Source organism: Streptosporangium sp. NPDC002524 (assembly GCF_040295985.1).
Lineage (GTDB): Bacteria > Actinomycetota > Actinomycetes > Streptosporangiales > Streptosporangiaceae > Streptosporangium.
In genome coordinates, this window is sequence record NZ_JBEOWK010000012.1 from 76,167 (window position 1) to 98,265 (window position 22,099).

The 22,099-nt window shown below is 70.9% G+C and carries 23 protein-coding genes; 7 read left to right on the forward strand and 16 right to left on the reverse strand.

Annotation, left to right across the window (positions count from 1 at the left end; genetic code table 11):
• Positions 1-280 precede the first annotated feature (280 nt).
• The 3 genes from ABT053_RS21620 to ABT053_RS21630 all read right to left on the reverse strand — a co-directional run bounded on the left by ABT053_RS21620 (position 281) and on the right by ABT053_RS21630 (position 2,278).
• Positions 281-460, reverse strand: a complete 180-nt coding sequence (locus tag ABT053_RS21620) for a hypothetical protein (RefSeq protein ID WP_350970899.1) — start codon at positions 458-460, stop codon at positions 281-283.
• A 100-nt stretch (positions 461-560) separates the two neighbouring features.
• The gene (locus tag ABT053_RS21625) at positions 561-878 is read right to left on the reverse strand and encodes a hypothetical protein (protein WP_350970900.1); all 318 of its coding nucleotides are present in this window, start codon (positions 876-878) and stop codon (positions 561-563) included.
• A gap of 185 nt (positions 879-1,063) precedes the next feature.
• Positions 1,064-2,278, reverse strand: coding sequence for a helix-turn-helix domain-containing protein (locus ABT053_RS21630; protein WP_350970901.1), 1,215 nt, complete (start codon positions 2,276-2,278; stop codon positions 1,064-1,066).
• Positions 2,279-2,358: 80 nt separating this feature from the next.
• Between ABT053_RS21630 and ABT053_RS21635 the strand changes: the two genes are divergently transcribed.
• Both ABT053_RS21635 and nagA read left to right on the forward strand, forming a co-directional pair.
• Positions 2,359-3,090, forward strand: a complete 732-nt coding sequence (locus tag ABT053_RS21635) for an HAD family hydrolase (protein ID WP_350970902.1) — start codon at positions 2,359-2,361, stop codon at positions 3,088-3,090.
• 105 nt (positions 3,091-3,195) lie between these two features.
• Positions 3,196-4,332, forward strand: coding sequence for an N-acetylglucosamine-6-phosphate deacetylase (gene nagA / locus ABT053_RS21640; protein ID WP_350970903.1), 1,137 nt, complete (start codon positions 3,196-3,198; stop codon positions 4,330-4,332).
• A gap of 51 nt (positions 4,333-4,383) precedes the next feature.
• On the opposite strand, the gene ABT053_RS21645 is transcribed toward nagA, so the two are convergent.
• From ABT053_RS21645 to guaB, 3 genes are all read right to left on the reverse strand, one after another.
• Positions 4,384-5,316, reverse strand: a complete 933-nt coding sequence (locus tag ABT053_RS21645) for a hypothetical protein (protein WP_350970904.1) — start codon at positions 5,314-5,316, stop codon at positions 4,384-4,386.
• Between the two features lie 145 nt (positions 5,317-5,461).
• Positions 5,462-6,580: a GuaB3 family IMP dehydrogenase-related protein gene (locus ABT053_RS21650; RefSeq protein WP_350970905.1), complete on the reverse strand. Its 1,119-nt coding sequence runs from the start codon at positions 6,578-6,580 to the stop codon at positions 5,462-5,464.
• 189 nt (positions 6,581-6,769) lie between these two features.
• Complete coding sequence (guaB, locus tag ABT053_RS21655) at positions 6,770-8,251, reverse strand: IMP dehydrogenase (RefSeq protein ID WP_350970906.1); 1,482 nt, start codon at positions 8,249-8,251, stop codon at positions 6,770-6,772.
• 530 nt (positions 8,252-8,781) lie between these two features.
• Here guaB and ABT053_RS21660 point away from each other — a divergent pair.
• Both ABT053_RS21660 and ABT053_RS21665 read left to right on the forward strand, forming a co-directional pair.
• Positions 8,782-9,819, forward strand: coding sequence for a helix-turn-helix transcriptional regulator (locus tag ABT053_RS21660; RefSeq protein WP_350970907.1), 1,038 nt, complete (start codon positions 8,782-8,784; stop codon positions 9,817-9,819).
• A gap of 78 nt (positions 9,820-9,897) precedes the next feature.
• On the forward strand, positions 9,898-10,275 hold the full coding sequence (locus ABT053_RS21665) for a DUF5319 family protein (protein ID WP_326635634.1): 378 nt from the start codon (positions 9,898-9,900) through the stop codon (positions 10,273-10,275).
• Here the strand turns inward: ABT053_RS21665 and ABT053_RS21670 are convergent.
• The 4 genes from ABT053_RS21670 to groES form a co-directional block, all read right to left on the reverse strand.
• Positions 10,236-10,454, reverse strand: coding sequence for a hypothetical protein (locus ABT053_RS21670; RefSeq protein WP_350970908.1), 219 nt, complete (start codon positions 10,452-10,454; stop codon positions 10,236-10,238). The genes ABT053_RS21665 and ABT053_RS21670 overlap by 40 nt on opposite strands.
• A gap of 82 nt (positions 10,455-10,536) precedes the next feature.
• Complete coding sequence (locus ABT053_RS21675) at positions 10,537-11,175, reverse strand: sigma-70 family RNA polymerase sigma factor (RefSeq protein WP_329090055.1); 639 nt, start codon at positions 11,173-11,175, stop codon at positions 10,537-10,539.
• Positions 11,176-11,500: 325 nt separating this feature from the next.
• Complete coding sequence (gene groL, locus ABT053_RS21680) at positions 11,501-13,120, reverse strand: chaperonin GroEL (protein WP_350970909.1); 1,620 nt, start codon at positions 13,118-13,120, stop codon at positions 11,501-11,503.
• 91 nt (positions 13,121-13,211) lie between these two features.
• The gene (gene groES, locus ABT053_RS21685; RefSeq protein ID WP_329090052.1) at positions 13,212-13,523 is read right to left on the reverse strand and encodes a co-chaperone GroES; all 312 of its coding nucleotides are present in this window, start codon (positions 13,521-13,523) and stop codon (positions 13,212-13,214) included.
• Between the two features lie 243 nt (positions 13,524-13,766).
• Between groES and ABT053_RS21690 the strand changes: the two genes are divergently transcribed.
• Both ABT053_RS21690 and ABT053_RS21695 read left to right on the forward strand, forming a co-directional pair.
• A complete protein-coding gene (locus ABT053_RS21690; protein ID WP_350970910.1) occupies positions 13,767-14,933 on the forward strand; it encodes a class I SAM-dependent methyltransferase in 1,167 nt (388 codons plus the stop codon).
• A 305-nt stretch (positions 14,934-15,238) separates the two neighbouring features.
• Positions 15,239-16,528: a hypothetical protein gene (locus tag ABT053_RS21695; RefSeq protein WP_350970911.1), complete on the forward strand. Its 1,290-nt coding sequence runs from the start codon at positions 15,239-15,241 to the stop codon at positions 16,526-16,528.
• A gap of 240 nt (positions 16,529-16,768) precedes the next feature.
• Here the strand turns inward: ABT053_RS21695 and ABT053_RS21700 are convergent, their stop codons facing one another.
• Positions 16,769-17,371, reverse strand: coding sequence for a MarR family winged helix-turn-helix transcriptional regulator (locus tag ABT053_RS21700; protein WP_350970912.1), 603 nt, complete (start codon positions 17,369-17,371; stop codon positions 16,769-16,771).
• Positions 17,372-17,479: 108 nt separating this feature from the next.
• Between ABT053_RS21700 and ABT053_RS21705 the strand changes: the two genes are divergently transcribed.
• Positions 17,480-18,538, forward strand: coding sequence for an alkene reductase (locus ABT053_RS21705; RefSeq protein WP_350970913.1), 1,059 nt, complete (start codon positions 17,480-17,482; stop codon positions 18,536-18,538).
• 195 nt (positions 18,539-18,733) lie between these two features.
• On the opposite strand, the gene tsaD is transcribed toward ABT053_RS21705, so the two are convergent.
• The 5 genes from tsaD to ABT053_RS21730 all read right to left on the reverse strand — a co-directional run bounded on the left by tsaD (position 18,734) and on the right by ABT053_RS21730 (position 22,087).
• Entirely contained in the window at positions 18,734-19,765 is a 1,032-nt protein-coding gene (tsaD, locus tag ABT053_RS21710; RefSeq protein WP_350970914.1) for a tRNA (adenosine(37)-N6)-threonylcarbamoyltransferase complex transferase subunit TsaD, read from the reverse strand.
• Positions 19,758-20,210, reverse strand: a complete 453-nt coding sequence (gene rimI / locus ABT053_RS21715) for a ribosomal protein S18-alanine N-acetyltransferase (protein WP_350970915.1) — start codon at positions 20,208-20,210, stop codon at positions 19,758-19,760. The genes tsaD and rimI overlap by 8 nt, the downstream gene beginning before the upstream one ends.
• The gene (gene tsaB, locus ABT053_RS21720; RefSeq protein ID WP_350970916.1) at positions 20,207-20,890 is read right to left on the reverse strand and encodes a tRNA (adenosine(37)-N6)-threonylcarbamoyltransferase complex dimerization subunit type 1 TsaB; all 684 of its coding nucleotides are present in this window, start codon (positions 20,888-20,890) and stop codon (positions 20,207-20,209) included. Before tsaB ends, rimI begins: the two co-directional genes overlap by 4 nt.
• Before the next feature lie 72 nt (positions 20,891-20,962).
• Positions 20,963-21,523 (reverse strand): class F sortase, encoded by a 561-nt coding sequence (locus ABT053_RS21725; RefSeq protein WP_350970917.1) that lies wholly within the window; start codon positions 21,521-21,523, stop codon positions 20,963-20,965.
• Positions 21,524-21,529: 6 nt separating this feature from the next.
• Complete coding sequence (locus ABT053_RS21730; RefSeq protein ID WP_350970918.1) at positions 21,530-22,087, reverse strand: hypothetical protein; 558 nt, start codon at positions 22,085-22,087, stop codon at positions 21,530-21,532.
• Positions 22,088-22,099 lie beyond the last annotated feature (12 nt).

Genomic DNA, 22,099 nt, shown 5'->3' on the forward strand with positions numbered 1-22,099 from the left:
GAGGTATCTACCCATCTACCCTAGGCACCATTACCGACCAGTAGGAAACGGCAGCGGTGATTCACGCCATACCCCCGCGAACAGCGGGAACACCATGAGAGGCCCAAGAGAGGGCAACGCCACGGGCCCGCCTCCCCGAGATCGGGAACCTGCCGGCCGGCCCACGGAAACGGAAAACCGGTCTCAGCATCGGCCGGAGGCGACGGGACCCCGCCTCCCGGCATGATCTTGATCAGGCGTGGCGGCATGGGTCCCTCCAGATCCCACGCCGCCACGCCGTCTAACGGGCGCTTCCGGACAGGAGTGCCGCCCAGACGGCCCGAGCCTCACCGATCGAATACATGAAGGTGTCGTGGACCTCGGGTCTGCGGTCGAGCTGGACGGTTCGCCGGACGAAGGCCCGCCCGCCACCCTCGTACAGCTCGTAGACCGTGGCGCGGCACAGGCAGGTCCACAACACTGGGCGCGCCCGTCCAAGCACCGAATCCGCGTATGACTGCCGCCACTCCAGCCGCACGTGATCCCGCTGAACCATGGCCACGTGCGGACTCACGCACCCGTCAAGCAGGATCACAGCACATCCCCGCCGTCGGCTCAGGCCGGGGATGGACCTCGCGCAGCTCCACATAGCGAAACGCGACCCGGCGAGCGGCCTGGACGGGTTCCGCAGCCGGATGCCAGGCGTAGACGGGCCGGTGACGCCGGGCGTCCCAGCCGGTACGCCACCAGTAGCGATCGTCCTTGCACCAGACGACCAGCCCCACCCAAACCGACACCAGCGCGAGCCCGTACCCGTCGTGGACGTCGGCCTTGATGCCCAGCCGCTCCAGCTGAGCCCGAAGCTCCTCGGCCACCTCGACGGGAGTCGGCGCGATCATGGCTTGCGGCCCAGACTGCCGCAGATCGGCACCCGTGCCCGCTCCATGTGGACGGGACGCGCCTTGGCCGTTCGGCGTCTTCGCCACGGGGAGTCCTCCTCATCGCCTCACGTCGGGGTATCGACGCTAGGCGCGAGCGAGGCGAACGACCCGAACTCTCAGCTCGGGTGAGCCATCGGTCCGGGTTACCCGGCCAACAGGCCAACCCGTCGCGCCAGGTCCTGTACCTGCGGCGCGTAGGTGGGGCGAGCTCGTTTGAGCAGCCCACGGATCAGGTCGCGGGCCAGGACGTTGTACTTCAGATCCTCCGGACCGCTGACCTCTGCCGTGAGGAGGTGGAGAAAGACGGCCGCGTCGTCTCGGCGCTGTTCGTAACAACGTGCCACTTCCAGGGCGAAAGTCGTACGTCGTTCCAGCGACGCGAGCCGAGAGACGGCGACATCGTCTGCCAGGCGCAGCGCTTCGGTTGTCTCGCCCGCCTCCACCTCGACACTCACCGCATGGAGGCCGACGTTCGGGACGCCGAACACGGTCCACAACACGTTGCCGTCACCTGACCGCCGTGCGGCGGGCAGGGCGTGCTCCCGCAGCCGATCACGAGCCGTCCAGAAATCGCCCCTCCTGGCTGCCGCGACCGTCGCCACCAACCACAGCGCGCCTTCCATGGCGGCGCGGGCATGTGAATCCGAAGGCAGGTCATGACGAAGTGATTCGATCGCGTAGAGGGTGACTTCTTCCGCGCCTTCCGCCTCACTCTGTGACAGCAGGATCTGCCCGAGATTCCATTTGGCCACCGCGACCCGCAGCGGGTCGTCCGCTTCCTCTGCCGCGACCATCCCTCGATCCGCGACCAACAGCGACAGATCAGGGCGTCCGATCCGCTTGGTGAATGTCCGCAGGAAGAAGTACAGGTCCGCCGACACCCGGTGAGCGTCTCGGCGCATTGCGGCCGCGTCACTCGCGGACCGGAGTGCACGCGCTACGCACTGCACGTCACGTACAAGAGGGGGTACCAGGGGAGCCGCGTCCGTGAACCGTGTGGGAGATGTCTGCCACAGCGTCCAAAGAGCATTCACCCGTTCGCGAAGCTCGACCAGATCGGGCAGGGGCCGATCGGACAGGGTGGGAGCGGTCGAGGTCAGAGCCCGCTGCAAGATCCTTCCAACAGGGTGAACCACGCTCTCCTCCTCGAACGCGGGCTCACCGAGCAGCGCGGAGACGGGTACGTTGAGCACGCGGGCCAGCCGATGCAGGAGCGGCATCGCCGGCGTCTTCAAACCCCGCTCGATCTGCGACAGATAGTCCTCGGTGATCCCGGCGAGACCCGCGACGACGGCCTGTTTCTTCTTCTGTGCCTTGCGGTAGAACTGCACCCGCTCGCCTACGGGGATCTCGGACACGCGTGTTCCCCCTCACGCTGGGACGGCTCTCTGAAGCAGTATGAAACGTGCAGGTCGAAGAAGCAGCGGAAGAGGCGACCATGTCCACTGTCCGATTGGTGTTGTGGGACATCGACCACACGTTGATCGCCACCGGCGGGGTGGGAGGCGAGGTCTTCCGCGCCGCCTTCGAAGAGGTGACCGGCGGCCCGATGACCCGGATGGCCGAGGTCACGGGCAGGACGGAGCGCGTGATCTTCCGGGAGACCCTTGAGCTTCACGGCCTGGAGGATCCCGGCGACCACTTCGACAGGTTCGCCGAAGCCCAGGCGCGGGGGTACCTGGAACGCGCCGAGGACATGCGACGCAGGGGCCGCGCGTTGCCCGGCGCCCCACAGGCCCTCACGGCACTGGCCGGACGCGGTGACATCGTCCAGTCCGTTCTCACCGGCAACCCCCGGCCGTCGGCGGTCGCGAAACTCCAGATCTTCGACCTTCATCGGCACATCGACTTCGACAGCGGTGCCTACGGCGGCGACGAGGAGGTACGCGCGAAACTGGTGCCCATCGCCCGCGCCCGCGCGAAGGAACGGCATCACCTCGACTTCGGCGTCGAGACGACCATTCTGATCGGCGACACTCCGAGCGACATTCAGGCGGCCCTCGACGGCGGAGCCCTCGTGATCGGAGTCGCGACCGGGAAGAGCTCGCCGGGAGAACTCGCCGAGGCGGGCGCACGACACGTGCTTTCCGATCTCTCCGATACCGCCGCCCTCGTCCGGGCCGTCGTCACGATCGAACACCCGAACGACCAGACGCGAAACCCGGTCTGAGGACAAACCTCCGGCGGGGAGCCGAGATCGTCCCGTCCGCCACAAGATCCCGGCTCAGGGAGTGCCGGGAGCCGGTTCCGGCGGGGACCCGCGAGGATGGGGAGCATGAGCATCACACTCGCCGACGCCCGCGTCGTGACCCCCGAAGGTGTCCACGAAGGCTGGCTCACCATCGAAGACGGCCGCATCACCCACGTGGGCCAGGGCTCGGCCCCCGGCGCCGGGCTCGGCCTCGGCGGCAGGTACGTCGTGCCGGGCTTCGTCGACATCCACAACCACGGCGGGGCGGGCGGTTCCTTCCCCACCGGCGACCCGGACCAGGCGAGCCGGGCCGTCGACCTGCACGCCCGCCACGGCACCACCACGCTCATGGCCAGCCTGGTCACCGCGTCCCCCGACGACCTGGCCAGGGCCGCCGCCTCCCTCGCCGACCTGTGCGAGGACGGCCTGCTGGCCGGGATCCACTTCGAGGGCCCCTACATCTCCACCGCCCGCTGCGGCGCGCACAACCCGGCGCTGCTGCGCGAGCCCTCGCCGGTGGAGCTCGCCGGGCTGATCAAGGCCGGACGCGGCCACGTGCGGATGGTCACCGTCGCCGCCGAGCTGCCCGGCGCGCTGGACACCGTACGGGAGGCGGTGGCCCACGGCGTGATCGCCGCCCTCGGCCACAGCGACGCCACCTACGAGCAGACGATCTCCGGCATCGAGGCGGGCGGCAGCGTCGCCACCCACCTCTACAACGCGATGCCGCCGCTGCACCACCGCGACCCCGGGCCGATCGCCGCGCTGCTCCAGGACGAGCGCGTCACGGTCGAGCTGATCAACGACGGCGTGCACCTGCACCCGGCGATGACGCGCCTCGCCTTCGAGGTCGCGGGTCCCGCCAGGACCGCGCTGATCACCGACGCCATGGCGGCGGCGGGCATGGGCGACGGCGTCTACGGGCTCGGCCCGATGACGGTGAACGTCGCGGACGGGGTGGCCCGGCTGGCCGAGAGCGGCACCATCGCGGGCAGCACCCTCACCATGGACGTCGCGTTCCGGCGGGCCGTGCGCGAGGTGGGCCTGTCGCTGTCCGAGGCGTCCGAGATCGCCTCCCTCACCCCCGCGCGGGTCCTCGGTCTCGCCGACCGCCTGGGATCCGTCTCGGTCGGCAAGCGGGCCGACCTGGTGGTGCTCACCGGCGACCTGGAGGTCTCCGGCGTCATGCGCGGCGGCACCTGGATCACCGAACCCCGCTGAACCCCCGGATCACCGTCCCAAGGCCTGTCGCGTGAGCCGCACGCGGACGGCTCAGGACCAGTCCCAGCGGATGCCGACCAGGCCGGGTTCGAGTGACCCGGCCACCAGGTGCACGGCGTGGTGGGCGTTGAGGGAGAGCGCGCCGAGGTCCTGTTCGCCGACGCCGGAGCCCTGGCGGGCGAACCGCCGCACGCGCACCGGAACGGCCTCCGGCGCGAAGTTCACCCGGAGCACGTACTGCCCGGCCGGGTGCCGGAAGCCCCGTTCGTACTCGACGGTCTCCACGCCGCTCGGGTCGGCCAGCTCGTAGCGGATGATCTGCGTCTCGCCGGGCCGCAGCATCTGGTCGAACAGCAGCTCCGCCACGACCAGGGCGGTCGGCCCGTCGCGGCGGACCCGGCCGACCCGGCAGTCCTCCAGGGCCCGGACGCGCACGCGTGCCACGTCGCACCCCAGGTCGCCCCGGTAGACCATGATGTAGCGGTCGGTGGCCTCCTCGTGCGCCTGCACCACCTGGAGCGTCTCGCGCCGCACGGTGCTGCGGTCGGGACCGATCTGCAGCGTCTCGTACATCCCGGCGATGTGCAGGCGCCGGTCGTCGGCCACCCCGTTCAGGTCGTGGATCATCGCCGACAGCGTCCGGGAGGAGTCCATGATCGCGGAGTAGGGCAGGGCGCCCACCGGCAGCTTCCCCGTGTCCCGGCCGCGCGGCCGGGGCGGGCCGAGAAGGGCCATGAGGGAGCGCGGCGGCAGGACGAGGATCTCCTCCAGGGCGCGCACCGCGCGCAGCGACTCGGGGCGCTCGGGACGGCGCAGCCCCTGCTGCCAGTAGCTCAGGCTCGTCATCCCGACGCGCAGACCGCGCTCCCCGAGCTGCTGGCGGATCCCGCTCAGGGTCAGCCCACGGGTCTCCACCGCGGCGCGTAGCGCGACGTGGAAGGGCCCCTCCTTGAGGGCACCCCGGAGCTCCCGGTCATTCGGCACGTATGCATGCTCACAGATTTCTTCGAGCACGTCATTTCGGTTAACGGTGGTACGAGGGGCGACGAACCCCCCGGCCCACCGGGCCGGACACCCACGCGCGAGGGCGGGGCGGACCGGATGAGGTCCGGCCCCGCCTCGCGGGATGTCAGCTGACCTGGGGGGCGACGACGACCTCGACCCGCTGGAACTCCTTGAGGTCGGAGTATCCGGCGGTGGCCATCGTGCGCCTGAGCGCGCCCATCAGGTTCATCGAGCCGTCGGCCACCGAGGAGGGGCCGTGCAGGATCTGCTCCAGCGTGCCGACCGTGCCGAACTCGACCCGCTTGCCCCTGGGCAGCTCGGGGTGCTGCGCCTCGGAGCCCCAGTGGAAGCCCTTGCCGGGGGCCTCGACGGCCCTCGCCAGCGGCGAGCCGACCATGACCGCGTCCGCGCCCACCGCGATCGCCTTCGCGATGTCGCCGGAGGTGCCCATGCCTCCGTCGGCGATGACGTGGACGTAACGGCCGCCGGACTCGTCCATGTAGTCGCGGCGGGCGGCGGCCACGTCGGAGATCGCGGTGGCCATCGGCACCACCACGCCCAGCACCGTGCGGGTGGTGTGCGAGGCGCCGCCGCCGAAGCCGACGAGCACCCCGGCCGCGCCGGTCCGCATCAGGTGCAGCGCCGCGGTGTAGGTGGCGCACCCGCCGACGACCACCGGGACGTCGAGCTCGTAGATGAACTGCTTGAGGTTGAGCGGCTCGGCCCTGCCGGAGACGTGCTCGGCGGAGACCGTGGTGCCGCGGATCACGAAGATGTCCACGCCCGCGTCGATGACGGCCTTGTGGTACTGGACCGTGCGCTGCGGGGACAGCCGGACGGCCGTCGCCACCCCGGCGGCGCGGATCTCCTCGATGCGGCGGCCGATCAGCTCCTCCTTGATCGGCGCGTCGTAGATCTCCTGCAGCCGCTTCGTGGCGGGCGCGCCCTTGAGCTCGGCGACCTCCTCCAGCAGCGGCATCGGGTCGTCGTACCGGGTCCACAGCCCTTCGAGGTCGAGCACGGCGAGACCGCCGAGCCTGCCGACCTCGATGGCGGTCTTCGGCGAGACCACGCTGTCCATCGGGCTCACCACGACGGGCAGCTCGAAGCGGTAGGCGTCGATCTGCCAGGCGATCGAGACCTCCTCCGGGTCGCGGGTGCGCCGGGAAGGAACGATGCCGATCTCGTCGAGCGCGTAGGCACGACGGCCGTTCTTGCCGCGGCCGATCTCCACCTGAGTCATATGTCTGTCTTTCCCGTCCCGTGCGTGCCCAGCGCACGCCACGTTCCATCCACGCGTGCGCCGTGCACGCCGCGTTCCGTCTGCACGTGCGCGATGCACGCCGCGTTCCATGCGGTACGGCCGTGCGCGCGGCGTCTCGGGCGTGCACGGCGCACGCCACGTCCGCCCGCGCGCCCGGCGCGGGCCGCCCTAGCGACCGTGGTAGTTGGGGGCCTCGACCGTCATCTGGATGTCGTGCGGGTGGCTCTCCTTGAGACCCGCCGCCGTGATCGGCATCAGCTCGCACTTCACGTGCATGTCGGTGACCGTACGGCAACCGGCGTACCACATGCCCTGGCGCAGGCCGCCGATGAGCTGGTGGGCCACCGCGGCGACCGGGCCGCGGTAGGGGACCTGTCCCTCGATGCCCTCGGGGATGAACTTGTCCTCGGTGCCGACGTCGCCCTGGGCGTAGCGGTCCTTGCTGAAGGAGGCGCCGCCGCGCTCGCGGTTGCGGACCGCGCCGAGCGAGCCCATGCCCCGGTACGACTTGAACTGCTTGCCGTTGATGAAGATCAGCTCACCCGGGGACTCCTCGCAGCCCGCCAGCAGGGAGCCGAGCATGACCGTGTCGGCCCCGGCCGCGATGGCCTTGACGATGTCGCCCGAGTACTGCAGACCGCCGTCGCCGATCACCGGGACCCCGGCCGGACCGGCGGCGAGCGAGGCCTCGTGGATCGCCGTCACCTGCGGGGCGCCGACCCCGGCGACCACGCGGGTGGTGCAGATGGAGCCGGGCCCGACCCCGACCTTGACCGCGTCGACCCCGGCGTCGACCAGCATCTGGGCGCCCGCGCGGGTGGCGATGTTGCCGCCGATCACGTCGACCCGGCTGTTGGACTTGATCTTGGCGATCATGTCGGCGAGGCCCTTGGAGTGGCCGTGCGCGACGTCCACCACGATCACGTCGACCCCGGCCTCGATCAGCGCGATCGCCCGCTTCTCCGCGTCGCCGCCCACGCCGACGGCCGCCCCCACGACGAGCCGCCCGTCGGCGTCCTTGGTGGCGAGGGGGTACTGCTCGCTCTTGGTGAAGTCCTTGACGGTGATGAGCCCGCGCAGCCGCCCCCCGGCGTCGACCAGCGGGAGCTTCTCGATCTTGTTCTGCTTGAGCAGGGCGAACGCGTCGTCGGTGGAGACCCCGACCGGCGCGGTGACCAGCGGCATCGGGGTCATGACCTCGCGCACCGGACGGTTCTCGTCGGTCTCGAAGCGCATGTCGCGGTTGGTGACGATGCCGACGAGCACGCCGGTCTCGTCGGTCACCGGGACGCCGGAGATCCGGTACGTGGCGCAGAGGCGCTCGACGTCGGCCAGCGTCTCGTCCGGGGAGCAGGTGACCGGGTTGGTGACCATCCCGGCCTCGGAGCGCTTGACGAGGTCGGCCTGCTGGGCCTGGTCCTCGATCGACAGGTTGCGGTGCAGGACGCCGATGCCGCCCTGGCGCGCCATCGCCACCGCCATGCGGGCCTCGGTCACCGTGTCCATCGCCGCGGAGACCAGCGGGATCCGCAGGGTGATGCCCCGCGACAGCCGTGTGGTGGTGTCGGCCTGCCCCGGCTGCAGGTCCGAATACGCGGGAACGAGGAGCACGTCGTCGAACGTGAGCCCCGGCTCGGTGAACTTGGCCATCTGCAACCCTCCTGCCGCGGCGCTCTCATGACGGGGAAAGGCGCCGACCCCCGGGTCTCAGTTTAGAGTCTGGCGCCAAACCCGGTGGACCCGGGGGAAAAGGCGGGTCGCGGACGAGCCGCAGGCTCCAGGGGGCCGAGGGGGTCCGGAGGAGCCGAAAAGGTCCGGGAAGCGCGGAGGAGCCGGGGGCCCCGGGGGGCCCGGAGGAAGGACGGGCCCCCGAGGACCCGGGGGAAAAGCGGGGAGCCGAGCGGTCGGTGACCCGCTCGGCTCCCCGGATCACCGGCATCGGCGCGGAGATGCCTTGACGCCGGCCGAACCCCCCTCCGCATCCGGCCGGTGACGTGATCCGCGCCTTTGCCGACGCTGCGTCAAGAGTGCGTCACGATGCGTTCGTCTCGCAATGTCGAAACGTGCAATTGCACGAAGCTGCACACGACGGCCTGCGAGTAGGAGCAACGCCCGGACAGGGACGATTCGCCGAGTTATTCTCGCCAGACCCTCGTGTCACTTGCAGGAGTCCCTCGCTGATGAGTACCGACACACCCACACTGCCCGACCCGCTGGAGAGCCTGGGGCTCACCCCGGCACAGACGGCCCTTTACAACGCGGTCCTGCGCCTGCACCGCGCCACCTGCGCCGAACTCGCCCAGGCCACCAACCGCTCGCCCGAGCCGCTCGCCCGCGAGCTGGCCACCCTGGTACGGCTGGGCGTGGTCGACGAGCAGGGGGGCGAGTACCTGGCCCGTCACCCGGCCGCGGCCCTCGGCCACCTGATCGCGGAGAGGCTGGACCGGCTCGCCGCCGAGAGCCGCAGAATCGACACCGTGCTCGGCTCGATCCGCGGCCTCATCCACCAGTACGACGCCGGCCGCGACTACCAGACCGGCCAGTTCTCCGTGGACCTGGTCGGGGGCGCCGACGAGCTCTACGAGAGCGTGATCGGCATGGCGGTCCAGGCCCCGCCGCTGAGACTGCTGTCGAGCATCCCCGACCGGCGGACGATGAGCGACTTCGCGCACCGCTACGCCGACCAGTGGATCGGCGGCCAGCGCACCGGCCTGCTCTCCTGCCGGGTCACCATCCCGGTCCACACCCTGGAGATCCCCGGCCTGCGCGACAAGCTGGACCAGTTCGAGCGGGCGGGGGCCGAGGTGCGCACCCTCGACACGGTGCCCAGCTGGTTCCTCGTCGCGGGGGACGACGCCGCGGGCATGCCCGCCCAGTGGGGCGGCACGCTCGCCGAGAACGCCTACAACTTCCACCTGGTCAGGGCTCCGGTCGTGGTGGCCGCGCTGCGCTCGCTCTTCGAGGAGCTGTGGGCCCGCGGGGCCCGCCTGCCCGGGACCCACCGCGACGACGGGGTGGTCAGGGTGCTGCGGCTGGCCGGTCAGGGCGTCTCCGACGAGATGATCGCCCGGCAGCTGGGCGTCTCGGTCCGCACGGTCCGCGCCAGGTTCGCCGACGCCATGGCCGAGCTGGGGGCGCAGTCCCGGTTCCAGGCGGGGGCGGAGGCCTCCCGGCGTGGCTGGCTCGCCCAGGACCTCGGGCCACGCCCCGGTCCCTGACCTGCCCGTACCGTCGTGGAGTGTCCTACTCGTGCAGTTCGGAACCTGTCTGTCACATCCAGGCCATAAGGTGGGATCGTGCTCGACGATGTCCCTCGCGACCCGTTCGCGGATGACCCCGACGACCCGGCGGCGGCGCTGGGCGATCCCGACGATCCCGAGCCGCTGACGACGGACGAGCGCGACGAGGCGATGACCGACCTCGCCGACGTGGAGGTCTTCCGCTCACTGCTGGAGCCCCAGGGTGTGCTCGGCCTGGTGCTCGACTGCCCCGAATGCGGCGAACAGCACTACTTCGACTGGGAGCTGCTGCGCGGCAACCTGCGCCAGATGATCGAGAACGGCCAGCCCCAGGTGCACGAGCCCGCCTACCAGCCCAACCCCACCGACTACGTGAGCTGGGAATACGCCCGTGGTTACGTGGACGGCGTGATCGACACCGAGGAACACCGCTGATCCACGTCGTCGGCCAGGGCCGCCAGCAGGGCGACCGCGACGTCTGAGGTCGCGACGTCCGAGGCCGGAAGGGGCCTCCTGGCGGAGAGCGCCTCCACGATCTCGTCGGTCTCGGCGACCGCCGGGTCCTCGTCCGGCCCGTATCTCCGAGCCGGACGTCGCGGGTGAACCGTTGTCATGATCGTTCTCGCTCCGGGTCGTCGCGAGCCCCGTCCCGCGGTTCGGGCTTCCGCTCGCGCCCCCTGCTCGACTGCTCCGCGGTCAAGCTATCGACTCCAGCTCCGCCATCGCTCGTAGCCGGGCCAGCGCCCTGTGCTGGGCCACACGGACCGCCCCTGGTGACATGCCAAGTACATTACCGGTCTCCTCGGCGGAAAGGCCCGACACCACTCGAAGCATGAGTAGCTCGCGCTGGTTGTCCGGCAGCCTCGACAGCAGCCGGCGGGCGTGTTCGGCCTCGATGTAACGCACCACGGTCTCCTCCGGCCCCGGACCCTCGTCGGGCCCGTCAGGAAGGTCCTGGGTGGGCACGGCGGATCGTACGGAGCTGCGCAGCGCGTCGGCCACCTTGTGAGACGCGATGCCGAAGACGAAGGACGCGAACGGGCGTCCCATGTCACGGTAGCGGGGCAGTGCGGACAGCACCGCTATGCATACTTCCTGGGCCACGTCGTCCGCGATGTGATACTGACCGGAAACCCGGCCCAGACGACCACGGCAATATCGGACGACCATCGGCCGCAGTTGCGCGATCAGAGATTCGATCGCGGTGCGATCCCCCTGAACGGCGAGGCTCGTCAGATCCTTGAGATCATCCCTGTGGGCGACCCCATCAGACCTCGTCGCAAGCCTCACCCCATTTTTGGCGTCGGCGACGCATCCCTCGGTCACGTTAGGCATGATGCCCGCCCTGATAGTGACTGTCGTCATCGCAAACGGCTACGGATTGGTCACATTGAGGCGGAGTAACGGCGCGTAATCAAACGGCGACCGCAATGACTACAGAATGTGCAAATATTTCATTCGATTGCCAAATACGTCGGCTATTCGGGAGAACCGCGTTTGGTCTTCTGTCCACCGTGACGCTTGAGATCGTTTTCGGTTTACCGCGAAACGCGAACGGCTCGCGCCTCCTCGGAGACGCGAGCCGTTCGGAACCGACGAGATCGACCGGCGGCCGACCGGATGCCGGTCAGGTGCCGATCAGGTGCCGATCAGGTGCCGATCAGTGGCCGTGACCGTGGCCGTGACCGCCGGCGGCGGCCGGGGCCTCCTCCTCGGGCTTGTCCACCACGAGGGCCTCGGTCGTCAGCAGCATGCCGGCGATGGAGGCGGCGTTCTGGACGGCCGAGCGGGTGACCTTGACCGGGTCGATGACGCCCTGGCCGATCAGGTCGCCGTACTCGCCGGTGGCGGCGTTGAAGCCCTGGCCGACGGGCAGCTCGGTGACCTTCGCCGTCACGACGTAGCCCTCAAGACCGGCGTTCTCCGCGATCCAGCGGGCCGGCTCGACGAGCGCCTTGCGGACGATGGAGACGCCGGTCGCCTCGTCGCCGGTGAGGCCCAGGTCGTCGAGGACCTTGGCGACGTGGATGAGCGCGGAGCCACCGCCGGAGACGATGCCCTCCTCGATCGCCGCGCGCGTCGCCGAGATGGCGTCCTCCAGGCGGTGCTTCTTCTCCTTCAGCTCCACCTCGGTGGCCGCGCCGACCTTGAGCACGCAGACGCCGCCGGAGAGCTTGGCGAGGCGCTCCTGGAGCTTCTCGCGGTCCCAGTCGGAGTCGGACTGCTCGATGGCGAGCTTGATCTCCTTGACGCGGTCGGCGATCGCCGAGGCCTCGCCGGCACCGTCGACGACGGTGGTGGAGTCCTTGGTGATGACGACGCGCCGGGCGGTGCCCAGCACCTCAAGGCCGACGTGCTCCAGCTTGAGGCCGATCTCCTCGCTGACGACCTGGCCACCGGTGAGGATGGCGATGTCCTGCAGCATGGCCTTGCGGCGGTCGCCGAAGCCCGGCGCCTTGACGGCGACGGAGGTGAAGGTGCCACGGATCTTGTTCGTGACGAGGACCGCGAGGGCCTCACCCTCGACGTCCTCGGCGATGACGAGCAGGGCCTTCTTCGTCTGCGCGATCTTCTCGAGCAGCGGCAGGAAGTCCGAGACCGAGGCGATCTTGCCCTGGGTGATCAGGATGTAGGGGTCCTCCAGGATCGCTTCCATGCGCTCCTGGTCGGTCACCATGTAGGGCGACAGGTAACCCTTGTCGAACTGGAGGCCCTCGGTGAACTCGAGCTCCAGGCCCATGCTGTTGGACTCTTCGACGGTGATGACACCGTCCTTGCCCACCTTGTCGAACGCCTCGGCGATCAGCTCGCCGATCTTGGCGTCCTGCGCGGAGATCGTCGCGACATTCGCGATCTCCTTCTTGTCCTCGACCGGGCGGGCCGACTCGATGAGCCGGTCGCTGACGGCCTTGGCGGCGAGGTCGATGCCGCGCTTGAGGGAGAGCGGCTGCGCTCCGGCGGCCACGTTGCGCAGACCCTCGCGGACCATGGCCTGGGCCAGGACGGTCGCGGTGGTGGTGCCGTCACCGGCGACGTCGTTGGTCTTGGTCGCCACTTCCTTGGCGAGCTGGGCGCCCAGGTTCTCGTACGGCGCCTCCAGCTCGACCTCGCGGGCGATGGTGACACCGTCGTTGGTGATGGTGGGCGCACCGAACTTCTTGTCGATGACGACGTTGCGACCACGCGGGCCCAGCGTCACCTTGACCGCGTCCGCGAGAGCGTTCACGCCGCGCTCGAGAGCTCGGCGCGCGTCCTCCTCGAACGACAGGGTCTTCGGCATGACAATCCTCTCTATAAGTACGTCGGCGCATCAAAGCCCCGGGCGCTGTCGCGACCCGGGGCTCGATACGTCATCTTTGTGAAGTTGAGAATTACTTCTCGATGATGGCGAGCACGTCACGGGCGGAGAGCACGAGGTACTCCTCGCCGTTGTACTTCACCTCGGTGCCGCCGTACTTGCTGTAGAGGACCACGTCGCCCTCGCTGACGTCGAGCGGAATGCGCTTCTCGCCTTCCTCATCCCAGTTGCCGGGACCAACCGCGAGGACCTTGCCCTCTTGCGGCTTCTCCTTGGCGGTGTCCGGGATGACCAGACCGGAAGCGGTGGTCTGCTCGGCCTCAAGCGGCTGGACCACAATGCGGTCGCCGAGCGGCTTAACGGGAACCTTGGTGGCGGTCGTCACGTCGGACCTCCCCTTCAGATGTGAACGATCTAGAAGAGGCGACCAGCGGTCTGCCGTCGCGGGTGTCAGACCTGCCTCGTCGCATGTATTTGGCACTCTCACCAGGAGAGTGCCAATACGGAACAGTATGCAAGGTGGCCTTGACAGTCAACACGAAGCACCCCTTCTGCGCTTCACGCGAACGTCAAACCAGGTGGAAGCCCCTCGCGAACCCCGGCGGGCGAGGCGGTAGCGTCGGCCGGTGTGAATCTCGACGCATTCCTGGAACTCCTGACCCCGCGCGGCCAGGAGGCCCTGGACGCGGCGGCCGGGACCGCCGGCGACGACCCGGTGGCGGCCGTGACCAGGCTGCGGAAGACCTACGACGCGGACCTGACCTCCGCGGCGCTCACGCAGGCCACGCTCCGGCTGCGCGCGCGGGAGAAGTTCGGGGCCGACGCCGATCTCATGTACTTCACCCGGACCGGCCTGGAGCAGGCCACCCGCCGCGAGGTCGCCGACCACCGGGCGCGGCGCGTCCCCGCGGGCTCGCGGGTCGCCGACGTCTGCTGCGGCATCGGCGGCGACCTCCTCGCCCTGGCCAGGGCCGGGTGCTCGGTCGAGGCCGTCGACACCGACCCGCTCACCGCCGCGATCGCCCGGGCCAACGCGGACGCCCTGGGGTTCGGCGACCGCGTCTCGGTCCGCGCCGCCGACGCCTCCACCCTGGACCCGGCCGCCTTCGACGTCCTGTTCGCCGACCCCGCGCGCCGTACGGCGCGGGGCAGGACCTTCGACCCGATGGGCTACTCGCCGCCCTGGCCCGCGGTGCTGGAGATGGTGGCCGGGGCCGGGGCCGCCTGCCTGAAGGTCGCCCCCGGGATCCCGTACGAGTTCGTCCCCGAGGGCGCGGAGGCCGAGTGGGTCTCCTACAAGGGCGACGTCAAGGAGGCCGTGATCTGGTGCGGCGCGCTGGCGGGCGGGACGGCGCGCAGGGCCACGATCCTGCCGTCGGGCGCCACGATGACGCCCGACCCCGCCCTCGGCGACCCCGCCACCGGCCCCGCGGGCCGCTACATCTACGAGCCGGACGGCGCGGCGATCCGCGCCCACCTGGTCGCGGAGATCGCCGCGTCGGTCGGCGGGCGCCTGCTCGACCCGCAGATCGCCTACATCACCGGCGACACCGCGACGTCGACACCGTGGGCGTCGCGGTACGAGGTCCACGAGACGATGCCCTTCTCGCTCAAGCGGCTGCGCGCGGCGCTCCGCGAGCGCGGCGCGGGCAATGTGACGATCAAGAAGCGCGGCTCCGCGGTGGACGTCGACCGCCTCAGGAAAGACCTCCGGCTTTCCGGTGACGAATCCGCGGTGGTCATTCTCACCCGAATCGGCGACCGGCCGTTCGCCTTCGTGTGCGGTCCCGGTTGACGGGTCGTTCACCTTCCCGCGCGGTTTCGGCTGACCGTCGTTCGCCTTGGTGCGCGGTTTCGGCTGACCGGCCGGATCGACTTCGCCTAACCGGCTGTATCGGCCCTGGTTGACCAGCCAAAATAGTCAATTCTTCCAGCGAACCGGCAATTCCTGTCTTTTATTCTCGCTGTCGGGAAACCTTGATCCAGAGGCTAAGGTTGCCGGGCGGGAGTTCTCTCTCGCCTGCGGTTTCATGTCGTTCATCAGCAAATCCCATCAAATCCAACCGCGCGGCTGAGCGTCGGCGAGTGAAGGAGCTCTCGGTGGATCACTCCGACCACACCCTGCTCCAGGCGGGCAGCCAGACCGCGATCTCCGACCGGATGCGCGAGCTCCTCGCCCGCGCGGCGCAGGACCACGTCTACGAGCAGCGGACCCAGGGCGCGGTGCTCGACGAGATCCGGCAGCGCCTGGAGGGCATGGAGTGGCTGCTGCGCGAGGTCAGGGAGCGCGAGATCGGCGGGCTGAACGGCACGCTGGAGTCCGTCCACGGCCGCCTCGACGACATCGCCGCCAAACCGCCCTCCTGGGCCGAGGGCCTGGCCCAGCACGTCGAGGCGGTGCGCGACCACGTCGACGCCGTCGGCGAGCGGGTCGACTCCCTGGGCCGCCGGGTCGAGACCGTCCGCGACCGGGTCACCCCCCTCGGCGAGCTGCCGAGCCTGTGGACCGACCTCGGCAGCGTGGGCGAGAGCGTCGACGAGGCGCTCACCCGCCTGCGGGCGATCTCGGACGGCACCCTGGGCCTCGACGAGCAGGTGCGGCAGCTGGCCGAGCACCTCGCCAGGCTCCAGGCCGACATGGGCATCGCGGCGCACCGGTTCAGCCGCCTGGACAGGGCGCTGGCCGACCTCTCCCAGCGCACCGGGCGCGTCGAGGCGGGGATGCTCGACCTGTCGGCGAGCGTCCAGCAGGCCGTCGGCACCGCCGCCGACCGGATGCTCGCCGCCGTCGAGCAGGTCAACGGCAAGGTGGACCTGGTGAGCGGCAGGGTCGAGCAGGTGGGCGCCAGGGTCGACCTGGTCGTGCCCAGGATCGACGAGCGCGCCGCCGCCGTCGAGAACCGCATCGACACCCGCATCGACCGGCTGGACGGCCAGCGCATGGCGGCCGGCGGCCGCTTCGACACCCTCGACGAGCGCCTCGACGACATCGAGGGCCGCCTCACCGGCCGGATGGACGTCATCGACTCCCGGCTGTCCACGCTGGACGGGCACGCGGAGAAGTCCGCCGAGCGCCTGGAGAGCCTGGACGAGCGCCTGGAGGTCCTGCCCGCCGTCCTCGGCGTCGGCGCGCTCATCGGCGACCAGACCGACGAGCAGCGCGAGCGCTTCGACTCCCTGGACGAGCGCGTCATCCGGGCCGAGGCCGCGCTCGCCCCGCTGGCCGAGACGCTCCGCGCCCTGCCCGACCGCGACCAGCTCTCCGAGGCGCTGAGCGAGACCGTGGAGCCCGCGCACACCGACCTCACCCGCCGCCTGGGCGCCCTGGAGGAGACCATGCTCGCCCTGGCCGAGGCCCTGCTCCGCCCCACCAGAGGCGACAAGGACTGATCCCGGCCCCTCGTCCGCCCCGCCCGGGTTCCGTACGGGTGCCACCCGGCCGAGCACGGCCCCCGCCGGTCCGCCCGAGCCTGTACGGGCGCCGCCGGGACGCGTGGCCACCACGGACCCGGGGCCTGGCACCGACGGGCGACGCGAGACCCCACCTGGACCGCGTACAGGCGCCGTCAGCCGACACGCGCGGCCCCCACCGGCCCGCCTGAGCCCCGCCCGGGTTCCCGTACGGGCGCGTCAGCCGGTGCGCGCGACGCCGAACGGAGGGCTCCCCGGGCCCTCGACGCCCCGCTCCGCGCGGCACAGGTTGCCCCTGACCACGGAGAGCAGGGTCGCCAGCTCCTCGGTCTGCTCGGCCGTGAGCCCCTCGGTCATCCGGCGGTGCATCTCGGCGAGGACCCGGTCCACCTCGGGGCGGAGGGCGTGGCCCCTGGGGGTGATGTCGACGATGCTGATCCGCCGGTTGGCGGGATCGGGCCTGCGGCTGACGAACCCGCTGCGCTCCAGGCGCTGCAGGGTTTTGGTCATGGTGGACACGTCGATGCCCACGATTCTCGCCAGGCAGTTCTGCGACTGCGGCCCGTTGTCCCACAGGGCGCCCATCACGCGCTCCTGGCCCGGATAGAGGTCGATCTCCCCGAGGAGGCTGGCGAGCAGCACGCGGTGGCCGCGGGTCGCGTTCGCCATCAGGCAGTTGAGGTCGCTGTCGTACTCACCGCAGTCTCCGGAGTCCCCGGCCACGGCGCACGCCGCGGCCACGGCCCCCTCCGCGGCGCCCTCGCGAGCCGCGTCGCGCTCGTCGGTCGCGTCGCGCTCGTCGTCGATCAGCGGCTCCGCCATGTTCAGGTCCTTCCGTTGCCCCCGAGACTACCGCTTGCATGTTGGCCGACCAAGTTGTACAACTACTTATTGGCTAGCCAAGTTGGCCAGCCAATAAGAGGAGTCGTCATGCCTTTCACACCGTTCTCGCTCGCCGGTCTCCAGCTGCCCAACCGCCTGGTGATGGCGCCCATGACCCGGTCGCGGTCCTACGTCGACGGGATCCCCTCGTCGCTGACCGCCCTCTACTACGCGCAGCGGGCCTCCGCGGGGTTGATCATCACCGAGGGCGTGCAACCCAGCCAGGACGGCAAGGGCTACATGAACACCCCCGGGCTACACACCGACGAGCAGGTGGCCGGGTGGCGTGAGGTCACCGACTCCGTCCACGCGGCGGGCGGCAGGATCTTCGCCCAGATCATGCACTCCGGCCGGATCGGCCACCCCGACAACACCGGCGCGCTGCCCATCGGGCCCTCCGCCGTGCGACCGGCGGGCCAGATCTTCACGCCCTCCGGCCTGCAGGACTACCAGACCCCGCGCGAGCTGACGACCGCCCAGGTGGAGTCGACCGTCCAGGACTTCGCCGACGCCGCCGCGCGCGCCGTGGACGCGGGCTTCGACGGGATCGAGCTGCACGGCGCCAACGGCTATCTCATCCACCAGTTCCTGTCGCAGAACGCGAACCTGCGCGAGGACTACTTCGGCGGCTCGGTGGAGAACAGGATCCGCTTCGCCGCGGAGACCGCGCGGGCGGTCGCGGACCGGATCGGCGCCTCCAAGGTCGGCATCCGGCTCTCGCCCGGCAACGGCGCGGGCGACCTGGTCGAGGACGACAGGCACGAGGTCTACCCGGCGCTGGTCTCCGAGCTCGCCGGGCTCGACCTCGCCTACCTGCACCTGGTGGCCGGTCCCTCCGACGACCTCAACCAGGAGATCGTCAAGTCCTGGCCGAACGCCCTGATCGTGAACGACCCCTCGATCGTCGACCCCTCGGCCCGGACCGCCCACTGGCTGGAGCGCGGCGCCCACCTGGTCTCGCTGGGCCAGTCGTTCCTGGCCAACCCCGACCTGCCGCTCCGGCTGCGCCTCGGCGCCGAGCTCAACCAGGCCGACTTCGGCTCGGCCTTCGGCGGCGACCACCGCGGCTACACCGACTACCCGGTGCTGGCCCTGCACTCCGCCTAGGGCACCTCATCCGGGGACCCTCACGACCCGCACCCCGCCCAGGACACCCGAGCCGGGAGGAGCCCGCACAGCCGCCGCCCGACGGGGGCGCGACGGCCGGCGGGCACCGGGCACGCGTGAACGGGGCACCCCCGCCGGGCGACACCCGCCGACGAGGGCCGGGCCGTACCCGGACCCGACCGTAGGCAGGGCCCGTCAGACGTGGACGGTGGTGATGGGCATCGAGGAGTCGGCGGGGATGTCCAGCCCCGACGGGGTGATGCCGGCCGTCACCAGGTCGGAGCCCAGGGCCGCCACCATCGCGCCGTTGTCCGTGCACAGCCCGGGGCTGGGGACCCGCAGCCGGACCCCGGCCGCGTCGCAGCGCTCCTGGGCCATCGCCCGCAGCCGGGAGTTGGCCGCCACGCCACCGCCGATCAGCAGGTCCTGGACGTCGTACTTGGCGCACGCGCGCAGCGCCTTGCGGGTCAGCACGTCGACGACGGCCTCCTGGAACGACGCCGCCACGTCGGGCACGTGGACCGGCTCGCCCGTCTTCTCCCTCGCCTCCACCCACCGGGCCACGGCCGTCTTCAGGCCGGAGAAGGAGAAGTCGAGCGTCCCGTCGTCGTACTTGCCGCGCGGGAACGCGATGGCCGCGCCGGAGCCGTCACGGGCCACCCTGTCGATGTGCGGGCCGCCGGGGAACGGCAGGCCGAGCACCCTGGCCACCTTGTCGAACGCCTCGCCCGCGGCGTCGTCCACCGTGGACCCCAGCGAGATGACGTCCCTGGCGACGTCGGGCACCAGCAGCAGGGACGAGTGCCCGCCGGAGACCAGCATCGCGATGCAGGGCTTGGGCAGGGCGCCGTGCTCCAGCTGGTCCACCGCGACGTGCGCGGCCAGGTGGTTGACGCCGTACAGCGGCACGCCCAGGCCCAGCGAGTAGGCCTTGGCGGCGGCGACGCCGACCAGCAGCGCGCCGGACAGGCCCGGCCCGGCGGTGACCGCGATCGCGTCGATGTCGGCGAGGCGCAGCCCCGCCCGGCCCAGTGCCAGCTCCATGGTCGGGGTCATCGCCTCCAGGTGCGCCCTGGAGGCGACCTCGGGCACCACCCCGCCGAAGCGGGCGTGCTGCTCGACGCTGGAGGCGATGGCGTTGGCCAGCATGGTGTGCCCCCTGACGATGCCGATGCCCGTCTCGTCGCAGGAGGTCTCGATGCCCAGGACCACCGGTTCGTCACGCATGGAGATCCTTCCTCATCATGATCGCGTCAGTGCCGTCCTCGTAGTAGCGGCGGCGCAGGCCGATCCGCTCGAACCCGAACCTGTCGTAGACGGCCTGCGCGCCCGGGTTGTCGGCGCGCACCTCGAGGAAGACCGAGACGGCGCCCCGGCGGGCGGCCTCGGCCAGCAGCTCGGTCAGCATGGCGCCGCCGACACCGGCCCGCCGCCACTCGGCCAGGACGGCGATGGTCTGCACGTCGGCCTGGTCACCCGCCGCCGCGAGGCCCGCGTAGCCGACGATCACGTCGTCGACCAGGGCCACCACGTAGTGTCTCGTCCTCGGCTGGTCGTCGAGCTCGCCGCGGAGCATGCCCTCGCTCCAGGCGTCGGCCGGGAAGGTCTTCCGCTCGACCTCCATGACCGCGGGCAGGTCGCCGGCGGTCATCGGGCGCAGCACCGCCGTCATGCGGAGACCCTCTTGGGCGCCGAGGGCACCTTGGCGTCGGGGCGGCGCAGGTAGATCGGGCGGGGCGGGCCGAGCACGGGGTCGGTGCCGCTCTCCACGGCCTCCGCGGCGCCCGGCTCGCCGAGCCGCCCGGCGGCGAGCGCCGCGAGGGCGCCCGCGTGGGGATACTCGGGGACGTCCAGGATCCGGGAGGCGCCGACGATCTCGGCGTACATCCGCGCGCCCGCGCCGGCCAGGGGGAGCTCCCCGGGCAGGTCCTGGGGCCGGTCCACCGCGGGGCCCGACAGCCGGGTGCGCGCGTCCCGGTAGTGCCCCCAGAACACCTCCTTGCGCCGGGCGTCGGTGGCCACCAGGAACGGCTCGGCCAGCCCGCTGCCGTATGCGAGCGCGTCGAGGGTGCACACCCCGTACGCGGGGACGCCCAGCGACGTCGCAAGGGCCTGGGCGGTCACCAGGCCGACCCGGAGCCCGGTGTAGGGGCCGGGGCCCGAGCCCGCGACGACGGCGGTGACGTCGGCGAGCGAGGCTCCGGCCTCCCGCAGGACCGTCTCGATCGTGGGCACGAGCAGCTCGCCGTGACGGCGCGCGTCGATCGTCGTCGACTCGGCGAGGACCCTCTCACCGTCGTGCAGAGCTGCGGTGACGGCGGGGGTGGCGGTGTCAAAGGCCAGGACCAGCACGAACAGTTAGCCTATCCCGTCCCGCGAGGGCTCAGGGGCACTCCCCCCGGACCGAGCCCCCCGGACGGGGACTCAGGTCTTGACCAGGGTGGCGTAGACGATGAGGTTGTCGCGGTACTCGTTGCTGTCCCAGTCGAAGTCCCCGCCGCAGGTGATCAGCCGCAGGCCGTCCTCAAGATAGACCTTGTCGGCGGGGAAGCGGTGCTTGCTGATCTGCTCGATCGTGTCCACCCGGTACTGGGCCACCTTGCCGTCGCTGCGCACGACCTTGATGACCTGTCCCTCCCGCATGTCCTTGAGCTTGTAGAAGACGGCGGGCGCGGTCTTGGTGTCCACGTGCCCGAGGATCACCGCGGACCCCTCGTCGCCGGGGACCGCGCTGTCCTTGACCCACCCCGCGACGTTCGGCTTCTCGTACGGCGGCAGGTCGACCCGGCCGTCCGTCACGCCGAGCTTCATCAGGGGCGCCTTGATCCCCAGGGACGGGATGTCGATGCGGCTGGGCACGATCGAGGTGCGGGCGGGAGCCTTCTCCTCCTCGACGTCGCCGCCCCGGTTGCCGAACGCGACCATGACGGCACCGGTGATCACTCCGGCCAGGACGATCCTGGACCAGCGGGTGGAATCGGCCATCGGGGACTACGAGCGGCGGCGACGCACGACCGCGATGCCGATACCGCCCGCCAGGGCGAGGGCGAGCAGGACACCGGTGGTGCCGATCGGGCCGCCGGACTCGTTGGGGCCCCCGGCCGCGGTGCCGCCGCCGCCCGTACCCGGCGCCTCGGTGCTGATGATCGTCCTGGTCGGCCTGGAGGTGGGCTCGGAGGAGGGGGTGGAACTCGGCTCGGTGTCGGCCACGATCCTGAGGTTGGCGCTGCCGGTGTCGTTGGTCCCCTCACACCTGGCGTTGACCTCGTGGACCCCGGGGGCGGTGCCCTCGGCGATCGTGGCCTGGCCGCGGACCCACGGGCGCGGCGTCGGGGTCGCGGTCGAGGCGGGGTCGGGCGTGGGCGTCGCGAGGATCGGGTCGAGGGTCACCGGGGTGCGGAAGATCCGGGAGGACGCGGTACCGCGATGCTCGGGGCCGCCCTGCGGGATCGGGCAGTTGGCCAGGATCCACACCTTCTGCCCGGCCCTGGCACGGGCCGGCTGGAGCTGGACCTCGATGTCCTGCCGGCTGATGCCGGAATCGGGCAAAGTCGGAGTGGG

What these genes read in the sequence shown, in the direction of transcription:
- ABT053_RS21625 (WP_350970900.1), bottom strand. Translation starts at nt 878, where the DNA reads ATGATCGCGCCGACTCCCGTCGAGGTGGCCGAGGAGCTTCGGGCTCAG.
- ABT053_RS21635 (WP_350970902.1), top strand. Translation starts at nt 2,359, where the DNA reads ATGTCCACTGTCCGATTGGTGTTGTGGGACATCGACCACACGTTGATC.
- nagA (WP_350970903.1), top strand. Translation starts at nt 3,196, where the DNA reads ATGAGCATCACACTCGCCGACGCCCGCGTCGTGACCCCCGAAGGTGTC.
- ABT053_RS21650 (WP_350970905.1), bottom strand. Translation starts at nt 6,580, where the DNA reads ATGACTCAGGTGGAGATCGGCCGCGGCAAGAACGGCCGTCGTGCCTAC.
- guaB (WP_350970906.1), bottom strand. Translation starts at nt 8,251, where the DNA reads ATGGCCAAGTTCACCGAGCCGGGGCTCACGTTCGACGACGTGCTCCTC.
- ABT053_RS21660 (WP_350970907.1), top strand. Translation starts at nt 8,782, where the DNA reads ATGAGTACCGACACACCCACACTGCCCGACCCGCTGGAGAGCCTGGGG.
- ABT053_RS21670 (WP_350970908.1), bottom strand. Translation starts at nt 10,454, where the DNA reads ATGACAACGGTTCACCCGCGACGTCCGGCTCGGAGATACGGGCCGGAC.
- ABT053_RS21675 (WP_329090055.1), bottom strand. Translation starts at nt 11,175, where the DNA reads ATGCCTAACGTGACCGAGGGATGCGTCGCCGACGCCAAAAATGGGGTG.
- groL (WP_350970909.1), bottom strand. Translation starts at nt 13,120, where the DNA reads ATGCCGAAGACCCTGTCGTTCGAGGAGGACGCGCGCCGAGCTCTCGAG.
- ABT053_RS21700 (WP_350970912.1), bottom strand. Translation starts at nt 17,371, where the DNA reads ATGGCGGAGCCGCTGATCGACGACGAGCGCGACGCGACCGACGAGCGC.
- ABT053_RS21705 (WP_350970913.1), top strand. Translation starts at nt 17,480, where the DNA reads ATGCCTTTCACACCGTTCTCGCTCGCCGGTCTCCAGCTGCCCAACCGC.
- tsaD (WP_350970914.1), bottom strand. Translation starts at nt 19,765, where the DNA reads ATGCGTGACGAACCGGTGGTCCTGGGCATCGAGACCTCCTGCGACGAG.
- rimI (WP_350970915.1), bottom strand. Translation starts at nt 20,210, where the DNA reads ATGACGGCGGTGCTGCGCCCGATGACCGCCGGCGACCTGCCCGCGGTC.
- ABT053_RS21725 (WP_350970917.1), bottom strand. Translation starts at nt 21,523, where the DNA reads ATGGCCGATTCCACCCGCTGGTCCAGGATCGTCCTGGCCGGAGTGATC.